Origin of the sequence: Actinomadura sp. RB99, assembly GCF_014706005.1 — a bacterium.
Taxonomy (GTDB): domain Bacteria; phylum Actinomycetota; class Actinomycetes; order Streptosporangiales; family Streptosporangiaceae; genus Spirillospora.
Window position 1 is genome coordinate 181,634 of sequence record NZ_JABMCA010000006.1, and the last position, 25,203, is coordinate 206,836.

Annotated in this window: 23 protein-coding genes; 11 read left to right on the plus strand and 12 right to left on the minus strand. The window is 75.3% G+C overall.

The genetic code is table 11. The features are described from left to right. On the minus strand, positions 1–807 hold the full coding sequence (locus tag amrb99_RS08370) for an SAM-dependent methyltransferase (protein WP_190854270.1): 807 nt from the start codon (positions 805–807) through the stop codon (positions 1–3). Positions 808–896: 89 nt separating this feature from the next. Beyond that, positions 897–1,514 carry a TetR/AcrR family transcriptional regulator gene (locus tag amrb99_RS08375; RefSeq protein ID WP_190854271.1) on the minus strand — a complete coding sequence of 206 codons (618 nt, stop codon included), beginning with the start codon at positions 1,512–1,514 and terminating at the stop codon, positions 897–899. Between the two features lie 83 nt (positions 1,515–1,597). Between amrb99_RS08375 and amrb99_RS08380 the strand changes: the two genes are divergently transcribed. After that, the gene (locus amrb99_RS08380) at positions 1,598–2,419 is read left to right on the plus strand and encodes an SDR family NAD(P)-dependent oxidoreductase (protein ID WP_190854273.1); all 822 of its coding nucleotides are present in this window, start codon (positions 1,598–1,600) and stop codon (positions 2,417–2,419) included. Here amrb99_RS08380 and amrb99_RS50785 read toward each other — a convergent pair. Next, on the minus strand, positions 2,398–2,676 hold the full coding sequence (locus tag amrb99_RS50785; RefSeq protein WP_347256593.1) for a hypothetical protein: 279 nt from the start codon (positions 2,674–2,676) through the stop codon (positions 2,398–2,400). The genes amrb99_RS08380 and amrb99_RS50785 overlap by 22 nt on opposite strands. A 106-nt stretch (positions 2,677–2,782) precedes the next feature. On the opposite strand from amrb99_RS50785, the gene amrb99_RS50790 reads away from it, so the two are divergent. Beyond that, positions 2,783–3,247 (plus strand): hypothetical protein, encoded by a 465-nt coding sequence (locus amrb99_RS50790; RefSeq protein WP_241755369.1) that lies wholly within the window; start codon positions 2,783–2,785, stop codon positions 3,245–3,247. Here amrb99_RS50790 and dinB read toward each other — a convergent pair. Continuing rightward, the gene (dinB, locus tag amrb99_RS08390) at positions 3,244–4,440 is read right to left on the minus strand and encodes a DNA polymerase IV (protein ID WP_347256594.1); all 1,197 of its coding nucleotides are present in this window, start codon (positions 4,438–4,440) and stop codon (positions 3,244–3,246) included. The genes amrb99_RS50790 and dinB overlap by 4 nt on opposite strands. 50 nt (positions 4,441–4,490) lie before the next feature. Between dinB and amrb99_RS08395 the strand changes: the two genes are divergently transcribed. Continuing rightward, a complete protein-coding gene (locus amrb99_RS08395) occupies positions 4,491–5,285 on the plus strand; it encodes an alpha/beta hydrolase (RefSeq protein ID WP_190854286.1) in 795 nt (264 codons plus the stop codon). Positions 5,286–5,357: 72 nt separating this feature from the next. Here the strand turns inward: amrb99_RS08395 and amrb99_RS08400 are convergent, their stop codons facing one another. The 3 genes from amrb99_RS08400 to amrb99_RS08410 are packed head-to-tail and all read right to left on the minus strand — an operon-like array spanning position 5,358 to position 8,478. Then, complete coding sequence (locus amrb99_RS08400) at positions 5,358–6,185, minus strand: carbohydrate ABC transporter permease (protein WP_190854290.1); 828 nt, start codon at positions 6,183–6,185, stop codon at positions 5,358–5,360. Further along, positions 6,182–7,183 carry a sugar ABC transporter permease gene (locus amrb99_RS08405; protein WP_190854293.1) on the minus strand — a complete coding sequence of 334 codons (1,002 nt, stop codon included), beginning with the start codon at positions 7,181–7,183 and terminating at the stop codon, positions 6,182–6,184. The genes amrb99_RS08400 and amrb99_RS08405 overlap by 4 nt, the downstream gene beginning before the upstream one ends. Next, the gene (locus amrb99_RS08410; RefSeq protein ID WP_190854299.1) at positions 7,180–8,478 is read right to left on the minus strand and encodes an extracellular solute-binding protein; all 1,299 of its coding nucleotides are present in this window, start codon (positions 8,476–8,478) and stop codon (positions 7,180–7,182) included. Before amrb99_RS08410 ends, amrb99_RS08405 begins: the two co-directional genes overlap by 4 nt. Before the next feature lie 257 nt (positions 8,479–8,735). On the opposite strand from amrb99_RS08410, the gene amrb99_RS08415 reads away from it, so the two are divergent. Continuing rightward, a complete protein-coding gene (locus tag amrb99_RS08415) occupies positions 8,736–12,068 on the plus strand; it encodes a glycoside hydrolase family 3 N-terminal domain-containing protein (protein WP_190854308.1) in 3,333 nt (1,110 codons plus the stop codon). After that, positions 12,065–13,588, plus strand: coding sequence for a family 43 glycosylhydrolase (locus amrb99_RS53015; protein WP_190854315.1), 1,524 nt, complete (start codon positions 12,065–12,067; stop codon positions 13,586–13,588). Before amrb99_RS08415 ends, amrb99_RS53015 begins: the two co-directional genes overlap by 4 nt. Here the strand turns inward: amrb99_RS53015 and amrb99_RS08425 are convergent. Continuing rightward, a complete protein-coding gene (locus amrb99_RS08425) occupies positions 13,585–14,787 on the minus strand; it encodes an ROK family transcriptional regulator (protein WP_190854317.1) in 1,203 nt (400 codons plus the stop codon). The genes amrb99_RS53015 and amrb99_RS08425 overlap by 4 nt on opposite strands. A gap of 88 nt (positions 14,788–14,875) precedes the next feature. Between amrb99_RS08425 and xylB the strand changes: the two genes are divergently transcribed. Both xylB and xylA read left to right on the plus strand, forming a co-directional pair. Beyond that, positions 14,876–16,264: a xylulokinase gene (gene xylB / locus amrb99_RS08430; RefSeq protein WP_190854319.1), complete on the plus strand. Its 1,389-nt coding sequence runs from the start codon at positions 14,876–14,878 to the stop codon at positions 16,262–16,264. 11 nt (positions 16,265–16,275) lie between these two features. Continuing rightward, positions 16,276–17,433 (plus strand): xylose isomerase, encoded by a 1,158-nt coding sequence (gene xylA, locus amrb99_RS08435; protein ID WP_190854322.1) that lies wholly within the window; start codon positions 16,276–16,278, stop codon positions 17,431–17,433. A 259-nt stretch (positions 17,434–17,692) separates the two neighbouring features. On the opposite strand, the gene amrb99_RS08440 is transcribed toward xylA, so the two are convergent. The 4 genes from amrb99_RS08440 to amrb99_RS50800 are packed head-to-tail and all read right to left on the minus strand — an operon-like array spanning position 17,693 to position 21,169. Then, complete coding sequence (locus amrb99_RS08440; RefSeq protein WP_190854325.1) at positions 17,693–18,910, minus strand: ABC transporter permease; 1,218 nt, start codon at positions 18,908–18,910, stop codon at positions 17,693–17,695. Beyond that, positions 18,907–19,587: an ATP-binding cassette domain-containing protein gene (locus amrb99_RS08445; RefSeq protein ID WP_190854475.1), complete on the minus strand. Its 681-nt coding sequence runs from the start codon at positions 19,585–19,587 to the stop codon at positions 18,907–18,909. Before amrb99_RS08445 ends, amrb99_RS08440 begins: the two co-directional genes overlap by 4 nt. Positions 19,588–19,592: 5 nt before the next feature. Beyond that, positions 19,593–20,636, minus strand: a complete 1,044-nt coding sequence (locus amrb99_RS50795) for a peptidoglycan-binding protein (RefSeq protein ID WP_190854335.1) — start codon at positions 20,634–20,636, stop codon at positions 19,593–19,595. Next, positions 20,633–21,169: a hypothetical protein gene (locus amrb99_RS50800; protein ID WP_190854337.1), complete on the minus strand. Its 537-nt coding sequence runs from the start codon at positions 21,167–21,169 to the stop codon at positions 20,633–20,635. The genes amrb99_RS50795 and amrb99_RS50800 overlap by 4 nt, the downstream gene beginning before the upstream one ends. 159 nt (positions 21,170–21,328) lie before the next feature. Here amrb99_RS50800 and amrb99_RS08460 point away from each other — a divergent pair, with 159 nt between their 5' ends. From amrb99_RS08460 to amrb99_RS08475, 4 genes are read left to right on the plus strand one after another with little or no spacing between them, the layout of a single operon-like run. Next, entirely contained in the window at positions 21,329–21,985 is a 657-nt protein-coding gene (locus amrb99_RS08460) for a response regulator transcription factor (RefSeq protein ID WP_190854338.1), read from the plus strand. Then, entirely contained in the window at positions 21,982–23,343 is a 1,362-nt protein-coding gene (locus amrb99_RS08465; RefSeq protein ID WP_347256595.1) for a HAMP domain-containing sensor histidine kinase, read from the plus strand. The genes amrb99_RS08460 and amrb99_RS08465 overlap by 4 nt, the downstream gene beginning before the upstream one ends. A gap of 34 nt (positions 23,344–23,377) precedes the next feature. Beyond that, complete coding sequence (locus tag amrb99_RS08470) at positions 23,378–24,436, plus strand: histidine kinase (RefSeq protein ID WP_190854340.1); 1,059 nt, start codon at positions 23,378–23,380, stop codon at positions 24,434–24,436. A gap of 4 nt (positions 24,437–24,440) precedes the next feature. Further along, positions 24,441–25,124, plus strand: a complete 684-nt coding sequence (locus tag amrb99_RS08475; protein WP_347256596.1) for a response regulator transcription factor — start codon at positions 24,441–24,443, stop codon at positions 25,122–25,124. The last annotated feature ends 79 nt before the right edge of the window (positions 25,125–25,203 follow it).

The following is a 25,203-nucleotide window of genomic DNA, read 5'->3' on the forward strand; positions in this document are numbered from 1 at the left end:
TCAGGCGCGGCGGCCGACGCCCGCGAGGGTGAACGTCCGCTCGGGGTGCCGGACCTCCTCGCCGCCGGGATCGGGCCGCCACAGCGGGGTGTAGGTGAGGCCGGGGTCGAGCAGGTCGAACGGCTCGACGATCGACTCGATCTCGGCGCGGGTGCGGCCCCAGAAGTGCCCGCTGGTCGGCTTGAACACCTGCCCGACGTCGCCGCTGGACTCCGGCTGCGGGTCCTGGGTGATGTGCGTGAACACCAGGTGGCCGCCGGGCGGGAGGGCGTCGTGCAGCCGCTGGACGGACCGCCGGGCGTCGGCGGCGTCGCCGATGAAGTGCAGGACGCGGTCGAGCACGATCGCCACCGGCTCGGTGAAGTCGATGTGCTCGCGGACCTCGGGGTCGTCCGGGAGCGTCTCGGGACGCGCGAGGTCGCAGTGCACGACCGCCGTCCGCTCGGTGCCGGCGAGCAGCGCCCGCGCGTGCACCAGCACGACCGGGTCGCCGTCGGCGAACACGACGGTCGCGTCCGGGGTGACGGCGGCGGCCACCTCGTGCACGTTGCCGTCCGCCGGAAGCTTGCTGCCGACGTCGATGAACTGCCGCACGCCCTGCCGCGCGAGGTGCCGGACGGCGCGCCCGATGAAGGCGTGGTTCGCCCTGGCGGCCGTCCGCGCCTCGGGGATGACGGCCATCAGCTGCTCGGCCACCTCGCGGTCGGCGGCGTAGTTGTCCTTGCCGCCGAGCAGGTAGTCGTAGATCCGCGCGGTGTTGGGCGTCGTCAGGTCGACGTGGGCGGGGGACCACCTCTCCTCGGCCATGGCACTCTCCGCTTCGTCCCGGGGAAGACGATCGTCTCACGGGACGCGCCGTGCTCGCGCCGGGACGCACCGCGTCCGGTCCGCCGGCGTCAGGCGTCGAGCAGGTCGATCAGCCCGGCGTCGAGGCCGATGTCCGGGTCGGCCGCGCGCGCGGCGCGCAGGGCGCCCGCCAGCGTCGCCGCCGCGAGGGCCGCCAGCCGGTCGCGCGGGACGTCGCGGTGCCGCAGATGGTCGATGACGACCTCGTCCAGGTAGCCGACCCAGCCGCGCATCGCGGTGCGCAGGACGGGACGGGCGGGGCCGGCGGCGCCGAGCGCGTCCAGCAGCCGCCGCGCGCCCTGCCAGCGCAGGTCCTCCACGATCGCGCGGACCTCCGGGTCGGAGCCGTTGCCGCCGCGCATCACCGCCAGGAACCCGGCGGCGTTGGCCTCCATGAAGGCGATGTGCCGGTCGAGGGCGGCGCGCAGCCGCTCCCCCGGCGCCGCGCCCTCGGGCTCCGCCTCGTGCACGACGCGCAGCCGGTCGGCGGCGGCGCGGATCGTCGCGAGGTACAGGCCGCGCTTGTTGCCGAAGTGGTGCGCGATCAGCCCGTAGGCGACGCCCGCCCGCCGCGCTATCTCGGTCGTGGTGACCTCGTCGTAGGCGCGGCCGGCGAACAGCTCGGCGGCGGCGTCGATCAGCATCTGGCGGCGGTCGGGCCGGGCCATCGGCGGCTCCCTCGCATTGACGTGCGGTCGCGGACGAGTCTAGCCTCCGAAACTGATTGATAATCAGTCAATATCGGGAGGCGATGATGGCCCGGATCGAGCTGGCGGACGCGCCGGTCCTGCTCACCGGCGCGTCCAGCGGGATCGGCCGCGCCCTGGCGTTCGCCCTGGCCGGGCGCGGGGCGCGGCTGGCCATCGCGGCGCGCCGGCGGGACGCGCTGGAGGACGCGGCCGACCTGATCGCGGCCCGCGGCGGGACGCGCCCGCACGTCATCGAGGCCGACCTGTCGCGTCCGGGCGCCGCCGCCGAGCTGGCCGGCGCGGCGGCGCGGGCGCTGGGCGGCGTGCGGGTCCTGGTGAGCAACGCCGGCGCGGGCCTCGTCGCGGCCCAGGGCGAGCTCGGCGACGGCGACGCCGCGCGGGCGCTGTTCGAGACGAACTTCTGGTCGCCGCTCGCGCTGGCCCGCGCGCTGCTGCCCGGGATGCGGGGCGGCGGCGCGGTCGTCAACGTCACCTCCACGCTGCAGGCGCTGCCGGTCCCGATGCTCGGCCACTACGGCTCGGCGAAGGCCGCGCTCGCGCACGCCACCCGCACGCTGCGCAACGAGCTGCGCGGCACCGGCGTCACCGTCCTGGAGTACGTACCGGGCGCCACCGACACCGACGCCCGCGACGTCGGACTGCTGCCCTGGCGCGGCCGGCCGGTGCGGACGCTCCCGCCGGTCTCCCCCGAGTCCGCCGCGCGGGCGGTCGTGCGGGCCGTCGAGCGCGGCCGGCGCCGCCGCGTCCACCCCCGGCCCTCGCTGCTGCCGCTGGAGGTCCCCGCGATCGGGCGCCTGGCGGCCCTGGCCGCGGCGCGCCGGATCGAGGTGCCGCGCCCGGCTCAGGTGCCGCGGAGCCTCTGAAGCCCCCGGTCGGACGCGCTGCCCGGCGCCCCCGTGTACAGCACGACGCGGTGCTCGCCGCCCGGGACCGGCAGGATCTCGCAGTCGAGTTCGAGCTCCCCCGCCACCGGGTGGACGGCGCGCTTGGTGATCGTGCGCTGCACCTCGATCTCGCGGGCGGCCCACATCCCGGCGAACTCCGGGCTCGCGGCCGACAGCTCGGCGATGATCGCGCGCACGGCCGGGTCGCCGGGGTAGCGGCCGCTCGCACCGGGCACGCTCGGCCCGGCCCTCGACGGCGCCGCACGCGTCTTCCTGTACGCCGAGCTGCAGGGCCTCGACGGGTTCGCCGCGCGGGCCCGCGCCGCCGGCGTCGAGCACGTCGTGCTGCTGTCGGCGGCGGGCGCCGACGCCTCCTCGGCGGACCCGATCGCCCGCCTGCACGGCGAGGCGGAGGAGTCCGTCCGCGACCCGTTCCCCGAGTCGTGGACGGCGCCGATCCACGAGGCCGACATCGCCGCGGTCGCGCTGCGCGCCCTGACCGAACCGGGGCACGCGGGGACCGCGCCCGTCCTCACCGGGCCGGAGCGGCTCACCCGGCGGCGGCAGGCCGAGCGGATCGGCGAGGCGATCGGCCGTACCGTCGCCGTCGAACGGCAGGACCTGGACGAGCACCGCCGCGACCTCGCCCGGTGGGGACCGCCGGAGGTCGCCGAGGCGCTGATCCGGCACTCCGTCGCCGCCATCGACGCGCCGCCGCCCGTCACCGGGGACGTCGAACGGATCACCGGGCGCCCGGCGCGCACGTTCGCCGAGTGGGCCCGCGACCACGCCGCCGACTTCCGCTAGTCCGGCGGCTCGTCGGGCAGCGTCGGCACCGCGATGCCCGGGTCGCGGCCGAGCAGCACCGCGCGGGTGATCGCGGACGAGCCGAACCGGCCGCAGACGCCGTCGACGGCGGCGTCCGCGGCCCCGCCGGCGTCGAACGGCAGCGCGAGCTGCACGATCCGGTCGTCGTGCAGCGAGCCCAGCGACACCCCGATCAGCGTCAGCCCGCGCTCGGCGACGAGCGGGGCGGCGCCGCCGAGCAGCCGGCGCGCCGCGTCCAGCAGGACGGACGTCTCCGCCGTGGCCTGCGGCAGCGTGTGCGAGCGGGAGGCGCGCGCGTAGTCGCCGAACCGCAGCCGCAGGGTGACCGTCCGGCAGACCCGGTGCGCGCCGCGCAGCCGTCCCGCGAGCCGGTCGACGAGGCCGACGAGGAGGGCGTCCAGCTCCTCGGGCGGCCGCCGCCGGCGCCCGAGCGCGCGCTGGGCGCCCATCGACCGGCGCCGCACCCCGGTGCGGACGGGCCGCGGGTCCCGGTTGCGGGCCAGCGCGTGCAGGTGGCGGCCGGCGCCGGGACCGAGCAGGGACACCAGCGTCGCCTCCGGCATGTCGGCGACGTCGCCGACCGTGACGGCGCCGTAGGCGGCGAGCTTGGCGGCGGTCGCCGGGCCCACGCCCCAGAGCCGCCGCACCGGCAGCGGGCGCAGGAACTCCAGCTCGCCGTCCGGCGGGACGACGAGCAGCCCGTCGGGCTTGGCGACGCCGCTGGCCACCTTCGCCAGGAACTTCGTGCGGGCCACGCCGACGGTGATCGGCAGCCCGACCTCCTCGGCCACCCGGCGCCGCAGCCTCGCCGCGATGCCGGCGGGCGACCCGGAGATCCGCCGCAGGCCGTCCACATCGAGGAACGCCTCGTCGATCGACAGGCCCTCGACGAGCGGCGTCGTCGCGCGGAACAGCGCGAACACGGCCTTGCTGGCCTCGGCGTAGGCGTCCATCCGGGGCCGGACGACCACGGCGCCCGGGCACAGCCGGCGCGCCTGCCCGCCGCTCATCGCGGTGCGGACGCCGTGCGCCTTGGCCTCGTAGCTGGCCGCCAGCACCACGCCCCCGCCGACGATCACCGGCCGCCCGCGCAGCGCGGGGTCGTCGCGCTGCTCGACCGACGCGTAGAAGGCGTCGAGGTCGGCGTGCAGGATCGTGGCGGCGCGGGACACGAACATATGTTCGCATACCGGTTCCCGACCTGGGCCGGTACGCTCCCCGCGTGACCGAGACCGGGTTCGCCGAGTCCAGCGACGGGACGATCGTCGGCTACGAGACGCGGGGCGCGGGCCCGCCGCTGGTCCTCGTGCACGGCGCGGCCGTCGACCGCCGGTGCTGGGCGCCGGTGCTCCCGAGGCTCGCCGAGCGGTTCACCGTCCACGCGATGGACCGCCGGGGCCGCGGCCTCAGCGCCCGGGAGGGCGGCCCGTACGCCATCGAGCGGGAGGGCGAGGACATCGCGGCGGTCGCCGAGGCGGCCGGAGGCGACGTGTTCCTCGTCGGCCACTCCTACGGCGCCCTGTGCTCCCTGCACGCGACCTCGGCGACCGGCGCGATCGGGCGGCTCGTGCTGTACGAGCCGCCGATCACGACGCCCTGGCGGGAGGTCGCCTCCCCCGCGATGCTGGCGCGGCTCCGCGAGCTCGCGGACGGGCGCGACCACGACCGGCTCCTCGCGACGGTCTTCCGCGACCTGATGGGCCTGTCGCGGCGGCAGGTCGACGCGCTGCGCGGCGCGCGGCGGTTCTGGGCCGCCTGCCTGGACAACGCGCCGCCGCTCGCCCGGGAGAGCGAGAGCGTGCCGCGGATCGAGGACTGCGCCCGGTTCGCGGGGATAGGCGTGCCCGTGCAGCTGCTGGTCGGGACGGCCGGCCCGGCGTACCAGCGGCCGACGGCGGACGCGCTGGCCCGGATCGTCCCCGGCGCCGAGGTCGTCGAGCTGCCCGGGCAGGGGCACATGGCGATGGCCGACGATCCCGACCTGTTCGCCAAGACGCTGTTCGCGTTCGCGGACTGAGCGTCCGCGAGCCGGGCGTCCGCGAGCCGGGCGACGGCGGGCCGATCGTTCCGCGACGCCGGGGGCGTGCCGTCACCCCTTCGTCGCGCCGGCGGTCAGGCCGCCGATCAGCTGGCGCTCGGCGAGGGAGTAGAACGCGATCGCGGGGATCATCGCCAGCACGATGTAGGCGATGACGAGCGCGTAGTTCGTCGCGTACTGCCCCTGGAACTGCTGGATGCCGACGGGGATCGTCTGCCATTTCTGGCCCCCCAGCACGAGCAGCGGCAGGAGGAAGTTGTTCCAGCTCGTCACGATGGCGAGGACCGACACGGTGCCGAGCGCGGGCCGCGCCATCGGCAGCAGGATCCGCCAGAAGAACCCGAACCGGCCGCAGCCGTCCATGACGGCGGCCTCCTCCAGCTCGGCGGGGATCGTCCGGAAGAAGGACCGCAGGATGATGAGCGTCATCGGCAGCGCGAACGCGGCCTGCGGCAGGATCACCCCCAGCGGGTTGTCGAGCAGCCCGAACGAGCGCAGCAGGACGAACAGCGGCAGCACCGCCACCGCGGGCGGGAACATCAGGCCCGCCGCGAACAGCGTGAAGAAGAACTCGCGGCCGCGGAAGGCGTAGCGGGCGAACGCGAACGCCGCCAGGGCGGCGGCCGCCACGGTGATCAGCGTGGTGGCGACCGCGATCAGCACGCTGTTGCCGATCTGCCGCCAGAAGGTGTCCGACGACAGGATGCCGGTGTAGTTCGACACCTTCCACGGGTGCGGGAGCCCGGCGGGGTCCGTGGTGAGGTCGCCGGTGGTCTTGAAGCCGGACACGACGGCGTACAGGAGCGGGACGACGACGAAGGAGCCGAGCACCCACACCAGCACGTGGCGGGACGCGCCCCGGACGGCCGCCGCCCTCATCGCCGGCCTCCCGCCGAGGTGACCGCGCCCTGCAGGTCGCGGCGCAGCGCGTACCGCTGGTACAGCAGCGAGAAGACCATGCTGATGAGGAACATCGCCACGCTGATCGCGCTCGCGTAGCCCATCTGGTAGCGCTTGAATCCGAACTGGAACATGGTGACGGCCATCGTCTCCGTGGAATTGGTCGGCCCGCCCGTCGTGGTGACCCACACCAGGTCGAACAGCTGGATCGAGCCGATGACGGACAGGAACACGCTGATCCGCAGGGTCGGCGCGAGCAGCGGCAGCGTGACCGAGCGGAACCGGCGCCACGGCCCGGCCCCGTCGATGGCGGCCGCCTCCAGCACCTCCGCCGGGACGCCCTGCAGCCCGGCGAGGTAGATCATCATGTGGAAGCCGAAGTACTTCCAGGTCATGACGGCGAACAGGGTGGGCAGCGCGGTGCCGGGATCGGAGAACCACTTTCCGGCGAGGCCGCTGACCAGCGGAAGGCCGCTGACCAGCTCGTCGGCGAGCCCGCTGCCGGGCAGGAAGATGATGCCGAACAGCACGCCGGCGATCACCTCGGACAGGATGTAGGGCGCGAAGAAGACCGCCCGGTACACCGCGCGTCCCCGCATCCGCTGGTTCAGCAGCACGGCGGTGCCGAGCGCGATCGGCAGCTGGACGACCAGCGACAGCACGACGATGAGCAGGCCGCGCCACAGGTCGCCGCGGAAGACCGGGTCGCCGGACAGCTTGCGGTAGTTGTCCAGGCCGACGAAGTCCTCCGGGCGGCCGAAGCCGCCCCACTTGAAGAGGCTCGTGTAGAGGGCGACGGCGATCGGGATCAGCACGAACAGGAAGAACAGCAGCAGGGCCGGCACCAGGAACCAGGTGGCGGACGCCCAGCCGCGCAGCCGCCGGCTGAGCGGCGCCCGGGAGCCCCGCTCGCGCGGGGCCCGGGCGGTACGCCGCCGGTCGCCGGCCGCGGCGGGCAGCGTCAGCGGTTCGGTCATTGGCTCTTGGCCGCCTTGGTGACCTGCTGCGCGACCTGCTCGGGCGTCGCCTTGCCGCCGATGAGCGCGGCGACGCTGTCGTTGACCTGCTGCCCGACGGCGGGCGGGAAAGCCTGGTCGAGGTAGAGCTGGAACCCGGTGGAGGCGCCGAGCGCCTCGGCGACCTGCTTGCGGCCTTGGTCGGCGAGCGCGCTCTCGGCGCCCTTCACGACCGGCATGAAGGCGCCGGAGGAGACGAGCTCGTGCTCGTTCTCGGTGTTGATGAGGAAGGCGAGGAAGTCGATCGCCTCCTTGGGCGCGTCCTTGCCGAGGGCGTGGCCGTTTCCGCCGCCGAATACGTCGGTGAGGGCGCCCTGCCCGCCGTCGACGGCCGGGAACGGGAACCAGCCCTCGTCGTCGGCGATGCCCTTGCCGGAGGCGTCCTTCTCCACCGCCGGGGCCCACTGCCCCATCAGTTCCATGGAGGCCTTGCCCGCGCCGACGGTGGCGGCCTCGCCGCCGGGGCTGTCGAACCCGGCGTTCTGGAAGCCGGGCTGGAAGGGCTGCAGGTCGACGAGTTCCTTGAGGTGCTGCCCGGCGCCGATGAACGCGGGCCCGGTGAAGTCGTTGGTCTTGGCGGCCTGCTGCATCGCGGTCAGGCCGCCGATGCGCATCGCGAGGTAGGCCCAGTAGTACATGCCGGGCCACTTGTCCTTGCCGCCGAGCGCGATGGGGGTGATGCCGGCGCCCTTGAGCTTGCGGACGTCGTCGAGGAACTCCGCCCAGGTCTTCGGCGGCGCCTTGATGCCGGCCTTCTCGAAGTGCCGCTTGTTGTACCAGAACCCGACCATGCCCATGTCGTACGGGACGGCGTAGGTCTTCCCGTCGAACTGGTACGGCTTCAGCGACACCGGGGTGACGGTGTTCAGCAGGCTGGACGCGGACGAGGTGAGGTCCTTGACGAGGCCGGCGTCGATCTGCTGCTTGAGCACGCCGCCGCCCCAGGTCACGAAGATGTCGGGCACCTTCCCGGAGGCGGTGAGCGCCGTCATCTTCGACTTGAACGCCTCGTTCTCCAGGTTGGTGAGCTTGATCCTGACGTTCGGGTGCGCGGCCTCGTACGCCTTGGCGATCTTCGGATAGATCGTCTTGGACGGCTCGGTGGTGGCGATGTCCATCCATTCGATCGTGACCTTGCCGTCCGAACCGGAGCCGCCGTCGCCGCAGGCGGCGAGCAGCGGCGCGGCGGTGACCGCGGCCGCCCCTGCGGAGACTGCGGTCAGGAACGAGCGGCGCGACAGGTGGGGGATGCCCATGGTGGTCTCCTGGATGGGGTGGGCGGCGGCCGGAGCGGACGGCGATCCGCTCGAAACATTTCGAAACTCTTCGAGGCTCCGTTGCCGTGGAACTCTAAGAACGCGTTCCCTTTCGGTCAAGGCCCTGAGGGCACTTCGCCGCATCCGGCACACACTTGACCACGCCGCGCATGGCGGATGAACTCGAATCTCGGGACTAGGAGAGCGCGAAAGATTGCGATACTGTTCGCAATCGTTTCCTCGGGGAGGAGAGAAGCGTGCCCGTGCGCACCACCGACGAAATGCCGGAGCCGCCGTCCCGGCCGACCCTGGCCGTCATCGCCGCCGAGGCGGGGGTCTCCCCCGCCACGGTGTCCAAGGTCCTCAACGGCCGCACCGACGTGGCCGCCGCGACCCGCGAGCGGGTGGAGGCGCTGCTGCGCACCCACAACTACCCGGGTCCCGGCGGCGTCGCCCGGCGCGCCCGCCGGTCCGGGCTGATCGACCTGGTGCTCGCCGGGCTGGACAGCCCGTGGGCGGTGGAGATCCTGCGCGGCGTCGAGGCCGAGTGCGCCGAGCAGGGCACCGGCGTCGTGGTCTCGCTCGTCCGCGAGGACGACGCGCGTCCGCCGAGCTGGCAGAACCTGCCCGCGCTGCACCACAGCGACGGCGTGATCCTCGTGACCTCCCGGATGACGCACCGCCAGCGCGCGCAGCTGGAGAAGGCGGGTGTCGGGCTGGTGCTGGTCGACCCGGTGAACCTGCCGGACACCGACATCGCCAGCGTCGGCGCCACCAACTGGGCCGGCGGCCTGGCCGCCACCGAGCACCTCATCGGCCTCGGCCACCGCCGCATCGGGATGATCGGCGGGCCCGCCGACATGCTGTGCACGCAGGCCCGCGTGGACGGCTACCGGACGGCCCTGGAGCGCGCCGGGATCGAGGTCGACCGGGATCTCGTCCGGTACGGCGACTTCCACCACCGCGGCGGCTTCGCCCGCACCCGCGAGCTGCTGGAGCTGCCCGACCCGCCGACCGCGATCTTCGCCGGCAGCGACGAGCAGGCCATGGGCGCCTACCAGGCGGCCCGGCTCGCCGGCCTGCGCATCCCCGAGGACCTCAGCGTCGTCGGCTTCGACGACCTGCCGACCTGCGAGTGGCTGTCGCCGCCGCTGACCACCGTCCGGCAGCCGCTGGAGGAGATGGGCCGCGTCGCCGCCCGCACCCTCCTCCAGCTGCTGGACGGCCGCCCGCCGCTGACGCCGCGCGTGGAACTGGCCACCGATCTACGCGTCCGCGGGTCCACCGCCCCGCCGCCCCCGCGTCCGCAGCCCCCGGCCCCGCTCTCCCCCGCGGACGAGCGGGTCGCCGGCCTGCTGGCCCGGATGACGCCGGAGGAGAAGGCCGGGCAGCTCGCCGGCTTCTGGGTGATGCCCGCCGAGCCGGGCGCGCAGGTGGCGCCGATGGAGGACGACTTCGACGAGGACGTCCCGAGCCTGGACGAGGTGCTGCCCTACGGCCTCGGCCAGCTCACCCGCGTGTTCGGCACCCTGCCGGTGCCGGCGGCCGAGGGCGCCGCCCGGCTCCGCGAGCTGCAGGACCGCGTCGCCGCCGGGAACCGGTTCGGCATCGCGGCGATCGCGCACGAGGAGTGCCTCAACGGCTTCATGACGTGGGGCGCCACCGTGTTCCCCAGCCCACCCGCCTGGGGCGCGACCTTCGACCCGGAGCTGGTGGCCGAGATGGCGTCCGCGATCGGGGCGAGCATGCGGGCGGCCGGCGTCCACCAGGGCCTCGCACCCGTCCTGGACGTCGTCCGCGACGCCCGCTGGGGCCGCACGGAGGAGTGCATCGGCGAGGACCCGTATCTCGTCGGGGTCCTCGGCACGGCCTACGTGAGCGCCCTGGAGGGATCGGGCATCGTCACGACGCTGAAGCACTTCGCCGGCTACTCGGCGTCCCGCGCCGGGCGGAACATGGCGCCGACGCCGATCGGACCGCGCGAGTTCGCCGACGTGGTGCTGGAGCCGTTCGTGATGGCGCTGCGCGACGGCGGCGCCCGCGCGGTCATGCACTCCTACACCGACGTCGACGGGATGCCCGCCGCCGCCGACGAGCGCCTGCTGACGGGGCTGCTGCGCGAGGAGCTGGGCTTCGCGGGCGTCGTCGTCGCCGACTACTTCGGCATCTCGTTCCTGCAGAGCCGGCACCGGGTGGCCGGGTCGCGGGCCGAGGCCGGCGTGCTCGCGCTGCAGGCCGGCGTCGACATGGAACTGCCGACCGTCCGGTGCTACGGCGCGCCGCTGATCGACCGGGTCAGGCAGGGCGAGGTGCCCGAGGAACTGCTCGACCGCGCCGCCGGCCGCGTCCTGGCCCTGAAGGCCGAACTCGGCCTGCTGGACCCGCTGCCCGCGGACGACGACCGCGCGCCGCTCGACCTCGATCCCCCCGAGCACCGGGCGCTGGCGCGGCGGCTGGCGGAGGAGTCGGTCGTCCTGCTGGCCAACGACGGCGCCCTGCCGCTGCGCTCCGGCTCCGGCGTGGCGCTGACCGGCCCGCTCGCCGACGACCCCTTCGGGATGCTGGGCTGCTACACCTTCCCCAGCCACGTCGGCCGCGAGCATCCGGACCTGCGGCTCGGCGTGGACGTCCCGACGCTGGCGGACGCGCTGGCCGCCGAGCTGCCCGGAGTCCGGGTGGCCGCGACGGACGACGTGTTCGTCGCCGACGACGCCGACATCGAGAAGGCCGTCGCGGCGGCGCGGGACGCCGAGGTGTGCGTGCTCGCGCTCGGCGACCGGGCGGGGCTCTTCGGCCGGGGCACGTCCGGAGAGGGCTGCGACACCGAGACGCTCGCGCTGCCGGGACGGCAGGCCGAGCTGGCCTCCGCCGTCCTGGACACCGGCACGCCCACCGTGATCGTCATGCTCAGCGGGCGCCCCTACGCGCTCGAGTCCGTCGCCGACCGGGCCGCCGCCGTCGTGCAGGCCTTCTTCCCCGGCGAGGAGGGCGGCCGGGCGGTGGCGGCGGTCCTCGCCGGACGGGCCGAGCCGTCCGGGCGGATGCCGATCAGCGTGCCGCGCCGCGCCTCCGGCCCGCCGGTCACCTACCTGCGGTCGCTGATGGACGGCGGGCACGACTGGAGCGTGGTCGACCCCGTCCCGCTCTATCCGTTCGGCTACGGCCTGACCTGGACGTCCTTCGGCTACGAGGACCTGAGGACCGAGGAGCGCACCACCACCGACGGCACGGTCACGGTCAGCGCGGTCGTCCGCAACACCGGGGGCCGCGCGGGCACCGAGGTCGTCCAGCTGTACCTGTCGGACCCGGTCGCGTCGGTGGTGCGGCCGGCGCGCTGGCTCGCCGGGTTCGCCCGGGTCCGGCTGGAGCCGGGCGAGGCGGCCCGCGTCGCGTTCGAGGTGCACGCCGACCGGACCTCCTTCACCGGCGCGGACCTGCGCCGCATCGTCGAACCGGGAGTGATCGAGGTGGCGGTCGGGGGTTCCAGCGCCGACCTGCCGCTGCGCGGCTCGTTCACGCTGGAAGGCCCGGTCCGCGAGCCCGGCCGGGACCGCGTCCTGACCGTCCCGGTGAAGGTGACGCGGCTGTGAGGCGGTTCCGCAACCCCGTGCTGCCGGGCTGCCACCCGGACCCGTCGGTCTGCCGCGTGGGCGACGACTTCTACCTCGTGACGTCGACGTTCGAGTGGTTCCCCGGCCTGCCGGTGCACCACAGCCGCGACCTGGTGCACTGGCGGCCGGTCGGGCACGCCCTCGACCGGCCGGAGCAGCTCCCGCTGGACGGCGTCCCCGCGTCCGGCGGGCTGTACGCGCCCACGCTGCGGCACCACGACGGCACCTTCTACCTCGTCTGCACCCTCGTGGACGGCCCGGAATGGTCGGGCCATTTCGTGATGACGGCCGCCGACCCGTCCGGGCCGTGGTCGGACCCGGTGCGGCTGGAGGGGGACGGCATCGACCCGTCCCTGTTCTTCGACGACGACGGCCGCGCCTGGTGCACCGGGACCCGGCCGACCGGGCGGTACGAGGGGCACACCGAGATCTGGCTGCGCGAGTTCGACCCGCGGTCGCTGGCCCTCGTCGGCGAGGAGCATGTGATCTGGGACGGAGCCCTGAAGGGCGCGGTCTGGTCGGAGGGCTCCCACCTCTACCGCATCGGCGGCGAGTACTACCTGCTGACGGCCGAGGGCGGCACGGCGATGGACCACGCGGTGGTGATCGCGCGGGCCGACCGCGTCACCGGCCCCTACGAGGGGAACCCCCGCAACCCGATCCTCACCCACCGCGACCTCGGCGCCGGCCACCCGATCGTCGGGGCGGGGCACGCCGATCTCGTGGAGACGCCGGACGGCGAGTGGTGGATGGTCCTGCTCGCCATGCGCCCGCACCACGGCGACCGGTGCGCCCTCGGCCGCGAGACCTTCCTCACCCCGGTCACCTGGGAGGACGGCTGGCCGGTCGCCGGCGGCCGGGTCGAGGCGGAGTGCCCCGCGCCGTCGCTGCCGGAGCATCCGTGGCCCGCCGTCCCGGCGTGCGACCAGTTCGACGGGCCGGAGCTCGACCCGTCCTGGACCATGCTGCGGACGCCTCGCGAGCGGTGGTGGAGCCTGACCGACCGTCCCGGCCGGCTGCGGCTGCGGCTCCGCCCGGAGGGCCTCGCCGACGTCGCCAACCCGTCCTTCGTCGGGCGGCGGCAGCGGCACCCGGAGTTCGCCGCCTTCACCGCCCTCGACTTCGCGCCCGGCGACGACGAGGAGGCGGGGCTCGCGCTCATGCAGAACAACGACTTCCACGTGGTGCTGGCCGCTACGGACCGGGGGCTGCGGCTGGCCAAGCGGGAGCAGGGCGTCACGACCGTCCTGGCCGAGGCGCCGGCCCCGCCGGGGGTCGTCGGGCTCGGCTTCGAGGCCCACGGCCGCTGGTACCGGGCGTCCTACTCCCCGCGTCCGGGGCATTGGGAGCCGCTGGGCGACCCGATCGACGGCGACTTCCTGACCAGCCAGGTCGCCGGGGGCTTCACGGGCGTCCTCGTCGGCCTCTACGCCACCTCCAACGGCCGGCCCGGCGGGAACCACGCCGACTTCGACTGGTTCGAGTACGTCCCGCTCTAGAGGAGGCGGGCGGGGTCGGCGATGACGCGCTCGATGACGAGGCCGGCGGCGCCGAGGACGGCGGCGCCCTCGGCCAGGCCGGACACCTCCACCGGCGGGACGCCGCGGCGCAGCGACCCCGTCCCGGCGGCGAGGACCCCTTCGAGCGGCGGCCGGATCCACGCGGCCAGCGGCGAGAAGACCCCGCCGAGGACGATCGCGTCCGGGTCGACGAGGTTGACGACGGAGGCGAGCGCGCCGCCGAGCGCGCGGCCCGCGCGGTCCACCGCGGCGAGCGCGGCGGCGTCGCCGCCGTTCAGCCGGTCGAGGAGCGCGTTGACCGAGCCGTCCGGGCCGGTGACCGTCCTCGCCTGCGGGATCCCGGCGGCGCGCAGCATCGCCTCCTGACCGGCGATCTGCTCCAGGCAGCCGCGCCCGCCGCACGAGCAGGGCGGGCCGGACGGGTCGGCGACCAGGTGGCCGAGCTCGCCGGCGAAGCCGTGCGCGCCGCGGAAGACCCGGCCGTCGACGACGATGCCGGCGCCGATCCCGATCTCGCCGGAGACGTGCACGAAGTCGCCGAGCCGCGCGCCGCCCCCGAACCACAGCTCGCCGAGCGCGGCGAGGTTCGCCTCGTTGTCGTACTCGGCGGGCAGCGGCGCCGGGCCGGTCGGCACGGCGACCGGGACGTCCGCCCAGCCGAGGTTCGGGGCGTGCCGGACGACGCCGTGCTCGCGGTCGAGCAGGCCGGGCAGCGCGACGGCGGCGCCGGCGACCGCGAGGCCCTGGCCCGCGACGGCGGCGACGGCCTCCGCGGCGAGCGCCGACAGCGCGGCGAGGACGTCGGCGGGCGGCCGGCCGCGGTTGTCGGCGCTGACCACGTGCCGGTACCGGACCTGCTTGCCGAGGTCGAGGACGCAGGCGGCGAGGTAGTCGACGTTCACCTCCAGGCCGAGCCCGGCGGCGCCGTCCCCGGCGATCGACACGCCGACGCCGGGCCGGCCGCGCTCCCCCTCGTGCACGGGCGCGCCGTCGCGGACGAGGCCCGCCCCCTCCAGCAGGCCGACGAGGTTGGAGACGGTGGTCTTGGTGAAGCCGGTCAGCTCGGCGAGCCTGGCCCGGGTGACGGGCTGGTGCCGGGCGATGTGCTCCAGCACGACCGCGAGGTTGCGCCCGCGCATCGTCGCGTGCCGGACGGGGGCGTTCCCGGACTTCGTCATGAACCAACCCTAATTCAATCGGGTGCCTGGGCAGGGGCGATGTCATCTGCTACGTTAATTAGTCCAAACTCTTTACGAAAGAGGGCGCATGGCCGAGACCCTGGTGGCGGGCGTCGATTCGTCGACGCAGTCGACGAAGGTCGTGCTCTGCCGCGCCGGGGACGGCACCGTCGTCGCGCAGGCGTCGGCGCCCCACCCGGACGGCACCGAATGCCATCCCCGGCACTGGTGGGACGCGCTGGCGCGGGTCCGCGAGCTGCTGGAGCGGGCCGACGCGGTCGCCGTCGCCGCGCAGCAGCACGGCATGGTCGCGGTCGACGGCGCCGGCGAGGTCGTGCGGCCCGCGCTGCTGTGGAACGACACCCGCTCCGCGCCGCAGGCGCGCGCGCTGGTCGCCGAGCACGGCGGGCCGAAGGCGTGGGCGGAGCGGACCGGCAGCGTGCCGCTCGCCTCGTTCACCGTCGGCAAGCTGCGCTGGATGGCCGAGCACGAGCCCGAGAACGCGCGCCGCACCGAGCGGGTGATGCTCCCGCACGACTGGCTGACCTGGCGGCTCGGCGCGAGCGAACCGGTCACCGACCGGGGCGACGCGTCCGGCACCGGCTACTGGTCCCCCGCCGCCGGCGCCTACCTGCCCGACCTGCTGCGTGCCGCGCTCGGCCGCGACGCCGAGCCGCCGCGCGTCGCCGCCCCCGGCGAGGCGGTCGGCGAGACCTCCTGGGGCGCGGCGCTCGGCCCCGGCACCGGCGACAACATGGGCGCCGCGCTCGGCCTCGGGCTGGAGCCCGGCGACGTCGTGGTGTCGATCGGCACGTCCGGGACGGCGTTCGCGGTCGCCGGCGCCCCCGCCGCCGACCCGTCCGGCCTGGTCGCCGGGTTCGCCGACGCGACCGGCCGGTTCCTGCCCCTCGTCTGCACGCTGAACGCCGCCCGGATCCTGTCGGCCGCCGCGTCCATGACCGGCGCGAGCCTGGCGGAGCTGTCGGCGCTCGCGCTCGCCGCCGAGCCGGGCGCGGGCGGCCTGACGCTGCTGCCCTACCTCGACGGCGAGCGCACCCCCGACCGTCCCGACGCCACCGGGGTGCTCGCCGGCCTCACCACGTCCAACGCCACCCGCGAGAACGTCGCGCGGGCCGCGGTCGAGGCGCTGCTGTGCTCCCTCGCCGACGCCGTCGGCCATCTCGCGGCCCAGGGCGTGGCGCCCCGCCGCACCCTGCTCATCGGCGGCGGCGCGCGCTCGGAGGCCGTCCGGGCACTGGCCCCCGCGATCCTGGGTACGCCGGTCACCGTCCCGGAGCCCGCCGAATACGTCGCGCTCGGCGCCGCCCGCCAGGCGGCCTGGGCGCTCGCGGGCACGCCGGAGCCGCCGCGCTGGCCCGCGCCGCCCGCCACCGAGCACACCACCGACCGCGCGGCGGACGCGGAGCCGGTCCGCGCGCGCTACGCCGCGCTGCGCGACTCCGCCCCGCAGATCTGACAAGGAGACCCATGAGCGACTACACGCCCGTCCCGGAAGACCGGTTCTCGTTCGGCATCTGGACGGTCGGCTGGCAGGGCGTCGACGTGTTCGGCCCCGGCACCCGGCCGCCGATGCCCGCCGACCGCGCCGTCCGGAAGCTCGCGGAGATCGGCGCCTACGGCGTCAACTTCCACGACAACGACGTGTTCGACTTCGACGCCTCGCCCGCCGAGCGCCAGGAGAGGATCGACGCGTTCAAGAAGGCCCTGGACGAGACGGGCCTGGTCGTCACCACCGCGACGACCAACCTGTTCTCCCACCCGGTCTTCAAGGACGGCGCGTTCACCGCCAACGACCGCGACGTCCGCCGGTTCGCGCTGCGCAAGGTCATGGACAACCTCGACCTCGCCGCCGAGCTGGGCGCGAAGACCTACGTGTGCTGGGGCGGCCGCGAGGGCGCCGAGTCGGGCGCCGCGAAGGACGTCCGCGCCGCCCTGGACCGTTACAAGGAGGCGTTCGACGTCCTCGGCGACTACGTCGCCGACCAGGGCTACGACCTGCGCTTCGCCATCGAGCCGAAGCCGAACGAGCCGCGCGGCGACATCCTGCTCCCCACCATCGGCCACGCCCTCGCCTTCATCCAGACCCTGGAGCGGTCCGAGAACGTCGGCCTCAACCCCGAGGTCGGGCACGAGGAGATGGCCGGCCTCAACTACGCGCACGGCCTCGCGCAGGCGCTGTGGCAGGGCAAGCTGTTCCACATCGACCTGAACGGCCAGCACGGCCCCCGCTACGACCAGGACCTGCGCTTCGGCGCGGGCAACGCGCGCGGCGCGTTCTGGGTCGTCGACCTCATCGAGAACAGCGACTACAGCGGCCCGGTCCACTTCGACTTCAAGCCGCCGCGCACCGAGGACGACGAGGGCGTCTGGGAGTCGGCGCGGGCCTGCATGCGCAACTGGCTGATCCTGCGCGAGAAGGCCCGCGCCTTCCGCGCCGACCCCGAGGTCCAGGAGGCTCTGCGCGACGCGAAGCTCGACGAGCTGGCGGTCCCGACCCTCGCCGACGGCGAGGACTGGCGCTCCGTCCGCGACGCGTCCCCCGACATCGAGGCCCTCGCCACCCGCGGCGCCGCCTTCGAACGCCTCGACCAGCTGGCCCTGGAACACCTCTACGGCGTGAGGTAAAAGCCACACGGGCACGCCCAGCGACGGACGGGCCGTTTCACGCGGAGCTCCAGCGGAGCGTGAAACGGCCCATCCGTCGTGACGGGGATTCCAGGGGTCGCCCTCTGGGCTGGCACGGGCGGGCACGCGGAGCGAGCGCCAGCGAGCGCAGCGGGCACGCCCGCCGACCGAGGGGCTGTTTCGCCGCGGAGCTCCAGCGGAGCGGCGAAACAGCCCCTCGGTCGTGACGGGGGGTTCCAGGGGGGTCGTCCCCCCTGGATCAAACGGCCCCCAGGGCCTCGGTCGGGGGGAGGCGGGCGGCGCGGATCGCCGGGTAGAGGCCGGCGACGGCGCCGATGAGGAGGGTGGCGAGGACGCCCCCCGCCATCGCCCAGAGCGGGACGACCGTCGGCCAGCCCTGCACGACCGCGAACACCGCGGTGACGGCGGTGCCGAGGGCGACGCCGCCGACGCCGCCGAGCCCCGCGAGCATCTGCGACTCGGTGAGGAACTGGAGCCGGACCTGGCCGCGGGTCGCGCCGAGCGAGCGGCGCAGCCCGATCTCGGCGCGGCGCTCCAGCACGGAGATCACCATGGTGTTGGCGACGCCGACGCCGCCGACCAGGAGCGCGACGCCGCCGAGGCCGAGCAGCAGCGCGGTGAACGTCGCGTTCGCGGCGTTCTGCGCGGCCAGCGCGTCGGAGGGGCGGCTGACCTCGACCTCGGTGGGCGACTGCGGGTTGGCGGTCGCGGCGAGCAGGTTCTGCGCCTTCTCCACCGCGTCCTTGCGGGCGCGGGCGTAGACGGTGGTGGGATGGCCGTCGAAGCCGAGGTGGGTCGCGGCGGCGTCCCAGCCGACGAGGGCGGCGCTGTCCAGTTCCGGCGCGAGCTGGTTCGGGTTCAGGATCCCGACGACGGTGAACCACTGCGCGCCGAGCCAGACCTGGACGCCGGGCGTGGAGACGCCGAGCGCCTGCGCCGCGTCCGAGCCGATGACGACCGCGGGGTAGCGGGCCGTGCCGGCGTTGAGCCAGGTTCCGGCGGCCATGGTGAGGCCGATGGTGCGGGGCAGGTCCAGCCGGGCGGCGAGCACCGAGATGCCGCCGGTCTGGCCTTCGGGGATGTGGTCGTTGCGGTAGACGTCGGTGTCCTCCAGCTTGCCGGTGGCGGACGCCGACTCGACGTCGGGCATCCGCCCGACCATGCCGGTGGACTCCTCGGGCAGCTCGCTGTTGTCGCCGAACAGGTCCTTGCCGGGCGCCACGGTCAGCAGGTTCGTGCCGAGCCGGTCCAGGGTGGCCTGGAGCTGGGCGCGGCTGGACGTGGAGATGCCGACCACGGCGATCATGGCGGCGATGCCGATCGCGATCCCGAGGGCCGACAGGAACACGCGCAGCGGGCGGGCGCGGAGCCCGGCGGCGCCGACGCGCAGGACGTCGGGCGGGCTGAGGCGGGCCGGGGCGTCGCCGCCTCGGCGGGGCGGTGCGGCGGGGGTCATCGAGCGGCCTCCAGTCCGGCGTCGTCGCGGACGATCCGCCCGTCGCGCATCCGCACCTGCCGGGGCAGCGACGCGGCGATGTCGCGGTCGTGGGTGATGACGACGACGGCGGTGCCGCCGCCGGCCAGCTCGCGCAGCAGGCCGAGGACGCCGGCGCCGGACGCCGAGTCCAGCGCGCCGGTCGGCTCGTCCGCGAGCAGGATCGCCGGTTCGCCGACGACGGCGCGGGCGATCGCGACCCGCTGCCGCTCGCCGCCGGACAGCTGGTGCGGCCGGTGGTCGAGGCGGTGCCCGAGGCCGACGCGCTCCAGCGCGAGACGGGCCCGCCGGCGCCGCTGCGCGAGCGGCACGCCCCCGTACAGCAGGCCGTCGGCGACGTTGTCGAGCGCGGCGACCCCGGCCGCGAGGTGGAAGTGCTGGAAGACGAACCCGATGCGGCTCGCCCGCAGCGCGGACAGGCGGCGGTCGCTCATCGCGGACGCGTCCCGGCCCTCGACGAGCACGGTGCCGGCGCTCGGCCGGTCGAGCGTGCCGAGCAGGTGCAGCATCGTGGACTTGCCGGAGCCGGACGGCCCGGCGATCGCGACGAGCTCGCCCGCCCGCACGGTGACCGACACCCGGTCCAGCGCGGTGACGCCGCCGGGGTAGGTCTTGGTGACCTCGCGCAGTTCGACCACCGGTGTCACGCGGGGACCCCCACTTTCATGCCCTCGGCCAGCCCGGATCCGGAGACCTCGACCTTCCCGCCGGCGAACACGCCGGTCTCGACGGGGACCGTCCGGACCGTCCCGTTCTGGACGACCTGTACCGCGTAGCCGCCGTCGCCCTGCGCGAGGAGCGCGGCGACCGGCACGGCGAGGACGCCCGGGTGCCGGCCGGCGATCAGGTTCACGCCGACGGGCGCCTTGTCGTAGGAGCCGAGCGACCGCCGGCCGGTGACGGCGATGGTGAGGTGGACGGTGGTGGGGTCGTCGCCGTGCCCCTGCTCGGCGACCTTCCCGACGGAGGTGATGGTGCCCTGGGCGGTCCGGTCGTCGGGCAGGACGATCTCGACCTTGGCGCCCGTCCTGGCGAGCCGCTGGTACCGGACGTCGAGGTCGACGCCGACGACGCGGGTCGTGCCCGTGCAGGTGAGGACGGCTCCGCCGGCCTTGTCGCCGACCTGCGCCTTGTGGTCGGCGACGCGGATCCGGCCGGCCGCGATCACCACGGACCCCGGCGCGACCTTCCCGGTCTCGTCGACGCCGAGATCGTCCTGCCAGCGCTTGACGGCGTCCGCGGTGGCGGAGCTGTAGGTCTTGTCGACGGTGAACCCGGTGTAGCCGAGTGCGGCGAGGTTCCGCTCGAACTGGAGGACGTCGGCGCCCTTCGTCCCGTCGGCGAGGGTCCGGTAGAGGGGCAGCCTCCCGTACAGCAGCGGCACGGGCTCGTTGTCGACCTTGTACACCGGCCGGCCGCGCGTGACCACGGCCCCTTCCCCGGCCAGCCAGGTCAGCGTGCCGCGCCCCTGGGCGGACACGGTGCGGGCGGAGCCGTAGCCGAGCGTCCCGTCCACCTTCTGGGTCTCCACGAGCGTGGTGCGCTCGACCGCCGCCGTCGCGGGCGGCAGCGCGCCGTGCCGGGCGGACGGGCCGTCGCCGCCGCCCAGCCCGGCGGCGGCGAGGCCGGCGCCGCCGACGACCACGACGCCCGCCGCGCCGAGCGCGGCCGTGCGCCTGCGGCTCACTTCCCGCCCCCGCTGGAGAACCGCGGGCCCTTGCCGCCGCCCGGCTGGTACTTCTTGCACGCCTCGTCGGCGTTCTTGAACGTCTGGCTCTGCGGGTCGATCCCGGTGCCCTCGCCGACCCGCAGCTGCATGCCGCCGTCGGGCTTCGGGTCGGGGAAGGCGGTGACGCCGTTGTCGCGCATGCACTTGGAGTAGGCGCGCATCTTGGCCAGGTCCGCCGCGGACGGCCTGCGCGGCTTCCCGCCGTTCGGCATGAGGTGGGCGCACTTCTTCTGCGCCGCCTCGATCTTGGGGTCGGTGCGCGCCGGCCCGCCCCCGGGCTTCGCGCTCGCCCTGATCTCGACGCGGCCGTCCTTCGGGTCCTGCATGTCGACGCCGTTGTCGCGCATGCACTGGGCGAACTTGCGCATCTTGGCCTCGTCGCTCGCCTTCTTGGAAGCGCCGGTCCCGCCGTCGTTCCCGCCGCCGCATCCCTGGAGCCCCAGGGCGAGGGCGGGCAGCAGGGCCAGCATCGCGAGCGTGTTCCGTCTCATCGGTCGGTCTCCTCCGGGCCGCCGGGCGGACGCCGGCGGCGACCGCAAGTCCAGCGGCCGGCGGGTAACCCCGCCGTAACCGGAACTCGTTATGCCGGCGTTACGCCCGATGCCGGAGGCTGTGGCCGAAGGGTGACGGGCGAGGCGGAGGACGGCACGGTGCGCGTATTGGTCGCCGAGGACGAGCGGATGCTCGCCGACTCGATCGCCGAGGGCCTGCGGGCGGAGGCGCTGGCGGTGGACGTGGTGTACGACGGGGACGCGGCGCTGGAGCGGCTCGGCGTCAACGACTACGACGTTCTCGTCCTGGACCGCGACCTGCCGGTGGTGCACGGCGACGACGTGTGCCGCGCGGTGGTGGAGTCGGGCGCGCTGGTGCGGGTGCTGATGCTCACCGCCGCGGCGGCGGTTCCCGCGCGGGTCGACGGCCTGCGGATCGGCGCGGACGACTACCTGACGAAGCCGTTCGCGTTCGAGGAGCTGGTCGCGCGGATCCTGGCGCTCGGCCGGCGGGCCCGCCCGGCGGCGCCGCCCGCGCTGGAGCGGGCGGGCATCCGGCTGGACCCGTCCCGACAGGAGGTCGTGCGGGACGGCCGGTACGTGCGGCTGGCGCGCAAGGAGTTCGGGCTGCTCGCCGAGCTGCTGCGCGCGGACGGGACGATCGTGTCGGCGGAGCGGCTGCTGGAGAAGGTGTGGGACGAGCACACCGACCCGTTCACCAACACCGTGCGGGTGACGCTGATGAAGCTGCGCCGCAAGCTCGGCGAGCCGCAGGTCATCGAGACCGTGCCGGGAGCGGGGTACCGGATCCCGTGACACGCCTCGCCGAACGCGTCCGCCCCACCATCCGGATGCGCCTCACCCTGCTCTACACCGGCCTGTTCCTCGGCGCCGGCATCGTCCTGCTCGGGCTGACGTACCTGCTGGTGCAGAACAACCTGGCGCAGCGCGGCGGCCCGGCGGAGATCAGCGGCTCGGCGCCGACCGGGGGCACCGACCGGGTGTTCACGGAGGGGCCCGCCGGGGTCACCGCCCCCCAGGCGGGCAAGGCGCTGACGCCGGGCCAGCTGCAGGGCGTGCTGGTGAGGGCGAAACGCGACTACAAGGACGACACGCTGAACGCGCTGCTGACGCAGGGCGGGATCGCGCTCGGCCTGGTCGGCGCGGCCGGGCTCGGGTTCGGCTGGCTGCTGGCGGACCGGGCGCTGCGCCCCGTCCACAAGATCACCGAGACGGCGGGGCGGGTGGCGCGCAGCCACGACCTCACCGAGCGGATCGGCTACGAGGGCCCGCGCGACGACGTCAAGGAGCTCGCGGACGCCTTCGACACCATGCTCGGCCGCCTCGCCCGCGCGTTCGACGGGCAGCGCCGGTTCGTCGCGAACGCCTCGCACGAGCTGCGCACCCCGCTCGCCATCAACCGGACGCTGGTGGACGTGGCGGTCCGCCGCCCGGACGCGACCGACGACGTCAAGCGGCTCGGCGAGTCGCTGCTGGTCGTCAACACCCGGCACGAGCGGCTGATCGACGGGCTGCTCACGCTCGCCGGGACGGAGAACGCCGAGGCCGGCACGGACCCGCTGGACCTGGCGGACGTCGCCGGGCACGTCCTGGACCAGGCCGCGCCGGAGGCCCGCGGGCACGGGGTCACCGCGGACCGGCGGCTCGGCCCGGCGCCGACCACCGGCGACCCGGTCCTGGTCGAGCGGCTCGTGCAGAACCTCGTGGAGAACGCGATCCGGCACAACCGCGAGGGCGGCGAGGTGTGGGTGTCGACGCGCGGCCGGGACGGCTGGGCGGAGGTGCGGGTCGCCAACACCGGGCCCGCCGTGCCGGGCTACGAGATCGAGACGATCTTCGAGCCGTTCCGCCGGCTGGGCAACGACCGGGTGCGCTCGGACCGCGGGTCGGGGCTCGGCCTGTCGATCGTCCGCGCGATCGCGGGCGCGCACGGCGGGACCGTGACGGCCGAGCCGCGTCCCGGCGGGGGCCTCGTCGTCACCGCCCGGCTGCCGTCCCGCATGCCCGCCCCGTTCGCCGCGCACGGCGTGCGCGGGAGCGGAGCGTCCGGGCACGGAGCACCCGGGAACGGCACCCCCGCGCAGGGCGGGCGGCCGGTCCAGGGCGGCCGTCCCCTCCTCGGGGACGAGGCGGTGTCTCACTCGCGCGAGTGAGGTGCGCGGCGCCCCGGTCCCCGACACTGGCGGCATGCGCGACGCGAGGACCGCCGACCGGGCGGTGGCCGCCGCCGTCACCGCCGCGACCGTGGCGCCGGCGCTGTGGGCGGCGCGGCCGTGGTGGGTGGTGGCGCTGGCGCTGCTCGCGTCCGTCCCGGTGCTGTGGCGGCGGCGCGCCCCGCTGCGCGTCGGCCTCGTCGTGGGCCTCGCGATGACCGCGCTGGTCGTGTGGCAGAAGCCGCTGCTGCTGCCGTGGGGGCCGCTGGTGGCCGTCTACACGATCGCCGCGCTGAGCCGGCCGGTGCTGCGGCTGCTGTCGGTCCCGCTGCTGGCCGCCACCGTGTACGTCTCGATCGTGCTGCCCGGCGAGGACTCCGACGTCTACCCGCTGCTCGGCACCGCCTTCACCGCCGCGTTCGCGCTCGGGACGGCCGAGCAGGCCCGCCGCGCGCAGGCCGCCGAGCACGCCGAGCGGACGCGCCGGCTGGAGCAGGAGCGGGCGGCGGCCGCCGCCGGCGAGCGGGCCCGCATCGCCCGCGACATGCACGACGTCCTCACCCATTCCGTCGGGCTGATGGTGGTGCAGGCCGAGGCGGCGCCGCTCGCCGGCCCGGACCGGGCGGACGAGGCGTTCGCGCGGATCGCCGACACCGGACGCGGCGCGCTGGCGCAGCTGCGCGCGATCCTGGACGCGCTGCGCGAGGACGCGGCGGCGCCCGGCGGCGCGCAGCCCGGCCTCGCGACGCTGCCGGACCTCGTCCGCGACTGCGGGCTGCCGGCCGCGCTGACCGTGGACGGCGAGCCGCGCCCGGTCGCGGCGGACGCCGGGGTCGCCGCGTACCGGATCGTGCAGGAGGCGCTCACCAACGTCCGCAAGCACGCCGGGCCGGTGGGCGCGGTGACCGTCGCGGTGCGCTGGCGGGACGCGCTGGAGATCGAGGTCGCCGACGACGGGCGGGGCGGCGGGCCCGCCGCGTCCGGGCACGGGCTGGCCGGGATGCGCGAGCGCGCGGCCGCCTGCGGCGGAGACGTGCGCGCCGGGCCCGGCCCGCGCGGGTTCACGGTCCTGGCCCGGCTTCCGGTTGAATGAGCCCGTGACGGACGAGCCGGCCCTCCGCGTCCTCGTCGCCGACGACCAGGACCTCTTCCGCGCCGCGTTCACGATGATCCTGGACGCGCAGCCGGACATGACCGTCGTCGGGGAGGCGGCGGACGGGGCCGCCGCCGTGCGCGCCGCCGCGCAGCTGCGGCCCGACGTCGTCGTGATGGACGTGCGGATGCCCGTGATGAACGGGATCGAGGCGACGGAGCGGATCTGCGCGACGCTGCCCGCCCGGGTGCTCGTGCTGACGATGTTCGACTCCGACGAGCACGTCTACGACGCGCTGCGGGCGGGCGCCGGCGGGTTCCTGCTGAAGGACATCCGGCGCGACGAGCTGGCGGACGCCGTCCGGGTCGTCGCCGCCGGCGACGCGCTGCTCGCGCCCGCGGTGACGCGGCGGCTCGTCGAGGACCTGGTGCGGCGGCCCGGCCACGGCGTCGTCCCGCGGCTCGCGGCACGGCTCGCCGGGCTGACCGAGCGGGAGGCCGCGACGCTGCGGCAGGTGGCGCGGGGCCGGTCCAACGCGGAGATCGCCGAGGCGATGGTCGTCTCCGAGCACACCGTGAAGTCGCACGTCAGCCACGTGCTGGGCAAGCTCGGGCTGCGGGACCGGGTGCAGGCGGTCGTGTTCGCCTACGAGTCCGGGCTGGTCGTCCCGGGCGACCCCGCGGACTGACGGGCGGAGCGGCTCCGGAGGAGTGAGGCGGGGTTTCACTCGTCCCGGCGACGCGGCGGACGGCCCGCCCGGCCGACGC

Excerpts from the sequence above, each read along its gene's own strand:
- amrb99_RS08370 (WP_190854270.1), bottom strand. The coding sequence starts at position 807 with ATGGCCGAGGAGAGGTGGTCCCCCGCCCACGTCGACCTGACGACGCCC.
- amrb99_RS08375 (WP_190854271.1), bottom strand. The coding sequence starts at position 1,514 with ATGGCCCGGCCCGACCGCCGCCAGATGCTGATCGACGCCGCCGCCGAG.
- amrb99_RS08380 (WP_190854273.1), top strand. The coding sequence starts at position 1,598 with ATGATGGCCCGGATCGAGCTGGCGGACGCGCCGGTCCTGCTCACCGGC.
- amrb99_RS08400 (WP_190854290.1), bottom strand. The coding sequence starts at position 6,185 with ATGAGGGCGGCGGCCGTCCGGGGCGCGTCCCGCCACGTGCTGGTGTGG.
- amrb99_RS08405 (WP_190854293.1), bottom strand. The coding sequence starts at position 7,183 with ATGACCGAACCGCTGACGCTGCCCGCCGCGGCCGGCGACCGGCGGCGT.
- amrb99_RS08410 (WP_190854299.1), bottom strand. The coding sequence starts at position 8,478 with ATGGGCATCCCCCACCTGTCGCGCCGCTCGTTCCTGACCGCAGTCTCC.
- amrb99_RS08425 (WP_190854317.1), bottom strand. The coding sequence starts at position 14,787 with ATGACGAAGTCCGGGAACGCCCCCGTCCGGCACGCGACGATGCGCGGG.
- xylB (WP_190854319.1), top strand. The coding sequence starts at position 14,876 with ATGGCCGAGACCCTGGTGGCGGGCGTCGATTCGTCGACGCAGTCGACG.
- xylA (WP_190854322.1), top strand. The coding sequence starts at position 16,276 with ATGAGCGACTACACGCCCGTCCCGGAAGACCGGTTCTCGTTCGGCATC.
- amrb99_RS08440 (WP_190854325.1), bottom strand. The coding sequence starts at position 18,910 with ATGACCCCCGCCGCACCGCCCCGCCGAGGCGGCGACGCCCCGGCCCGC.
- amrb99_RS50800 (WP_190854337.1), bottom strand. The coding sequence starts at position 21,169 with ATGAGACGGAACACGCTCGCGATGCTGGCCCTGCTGCCCGCCCTCGCC.
- amrb99_RS08470 (WP_190854340.1), top strand. The coding sequence starts at position 23,378 with ATGCGCGACGCGAGGACCGCCGACCGGGCGGTGGCCGCCGCCGTCACC.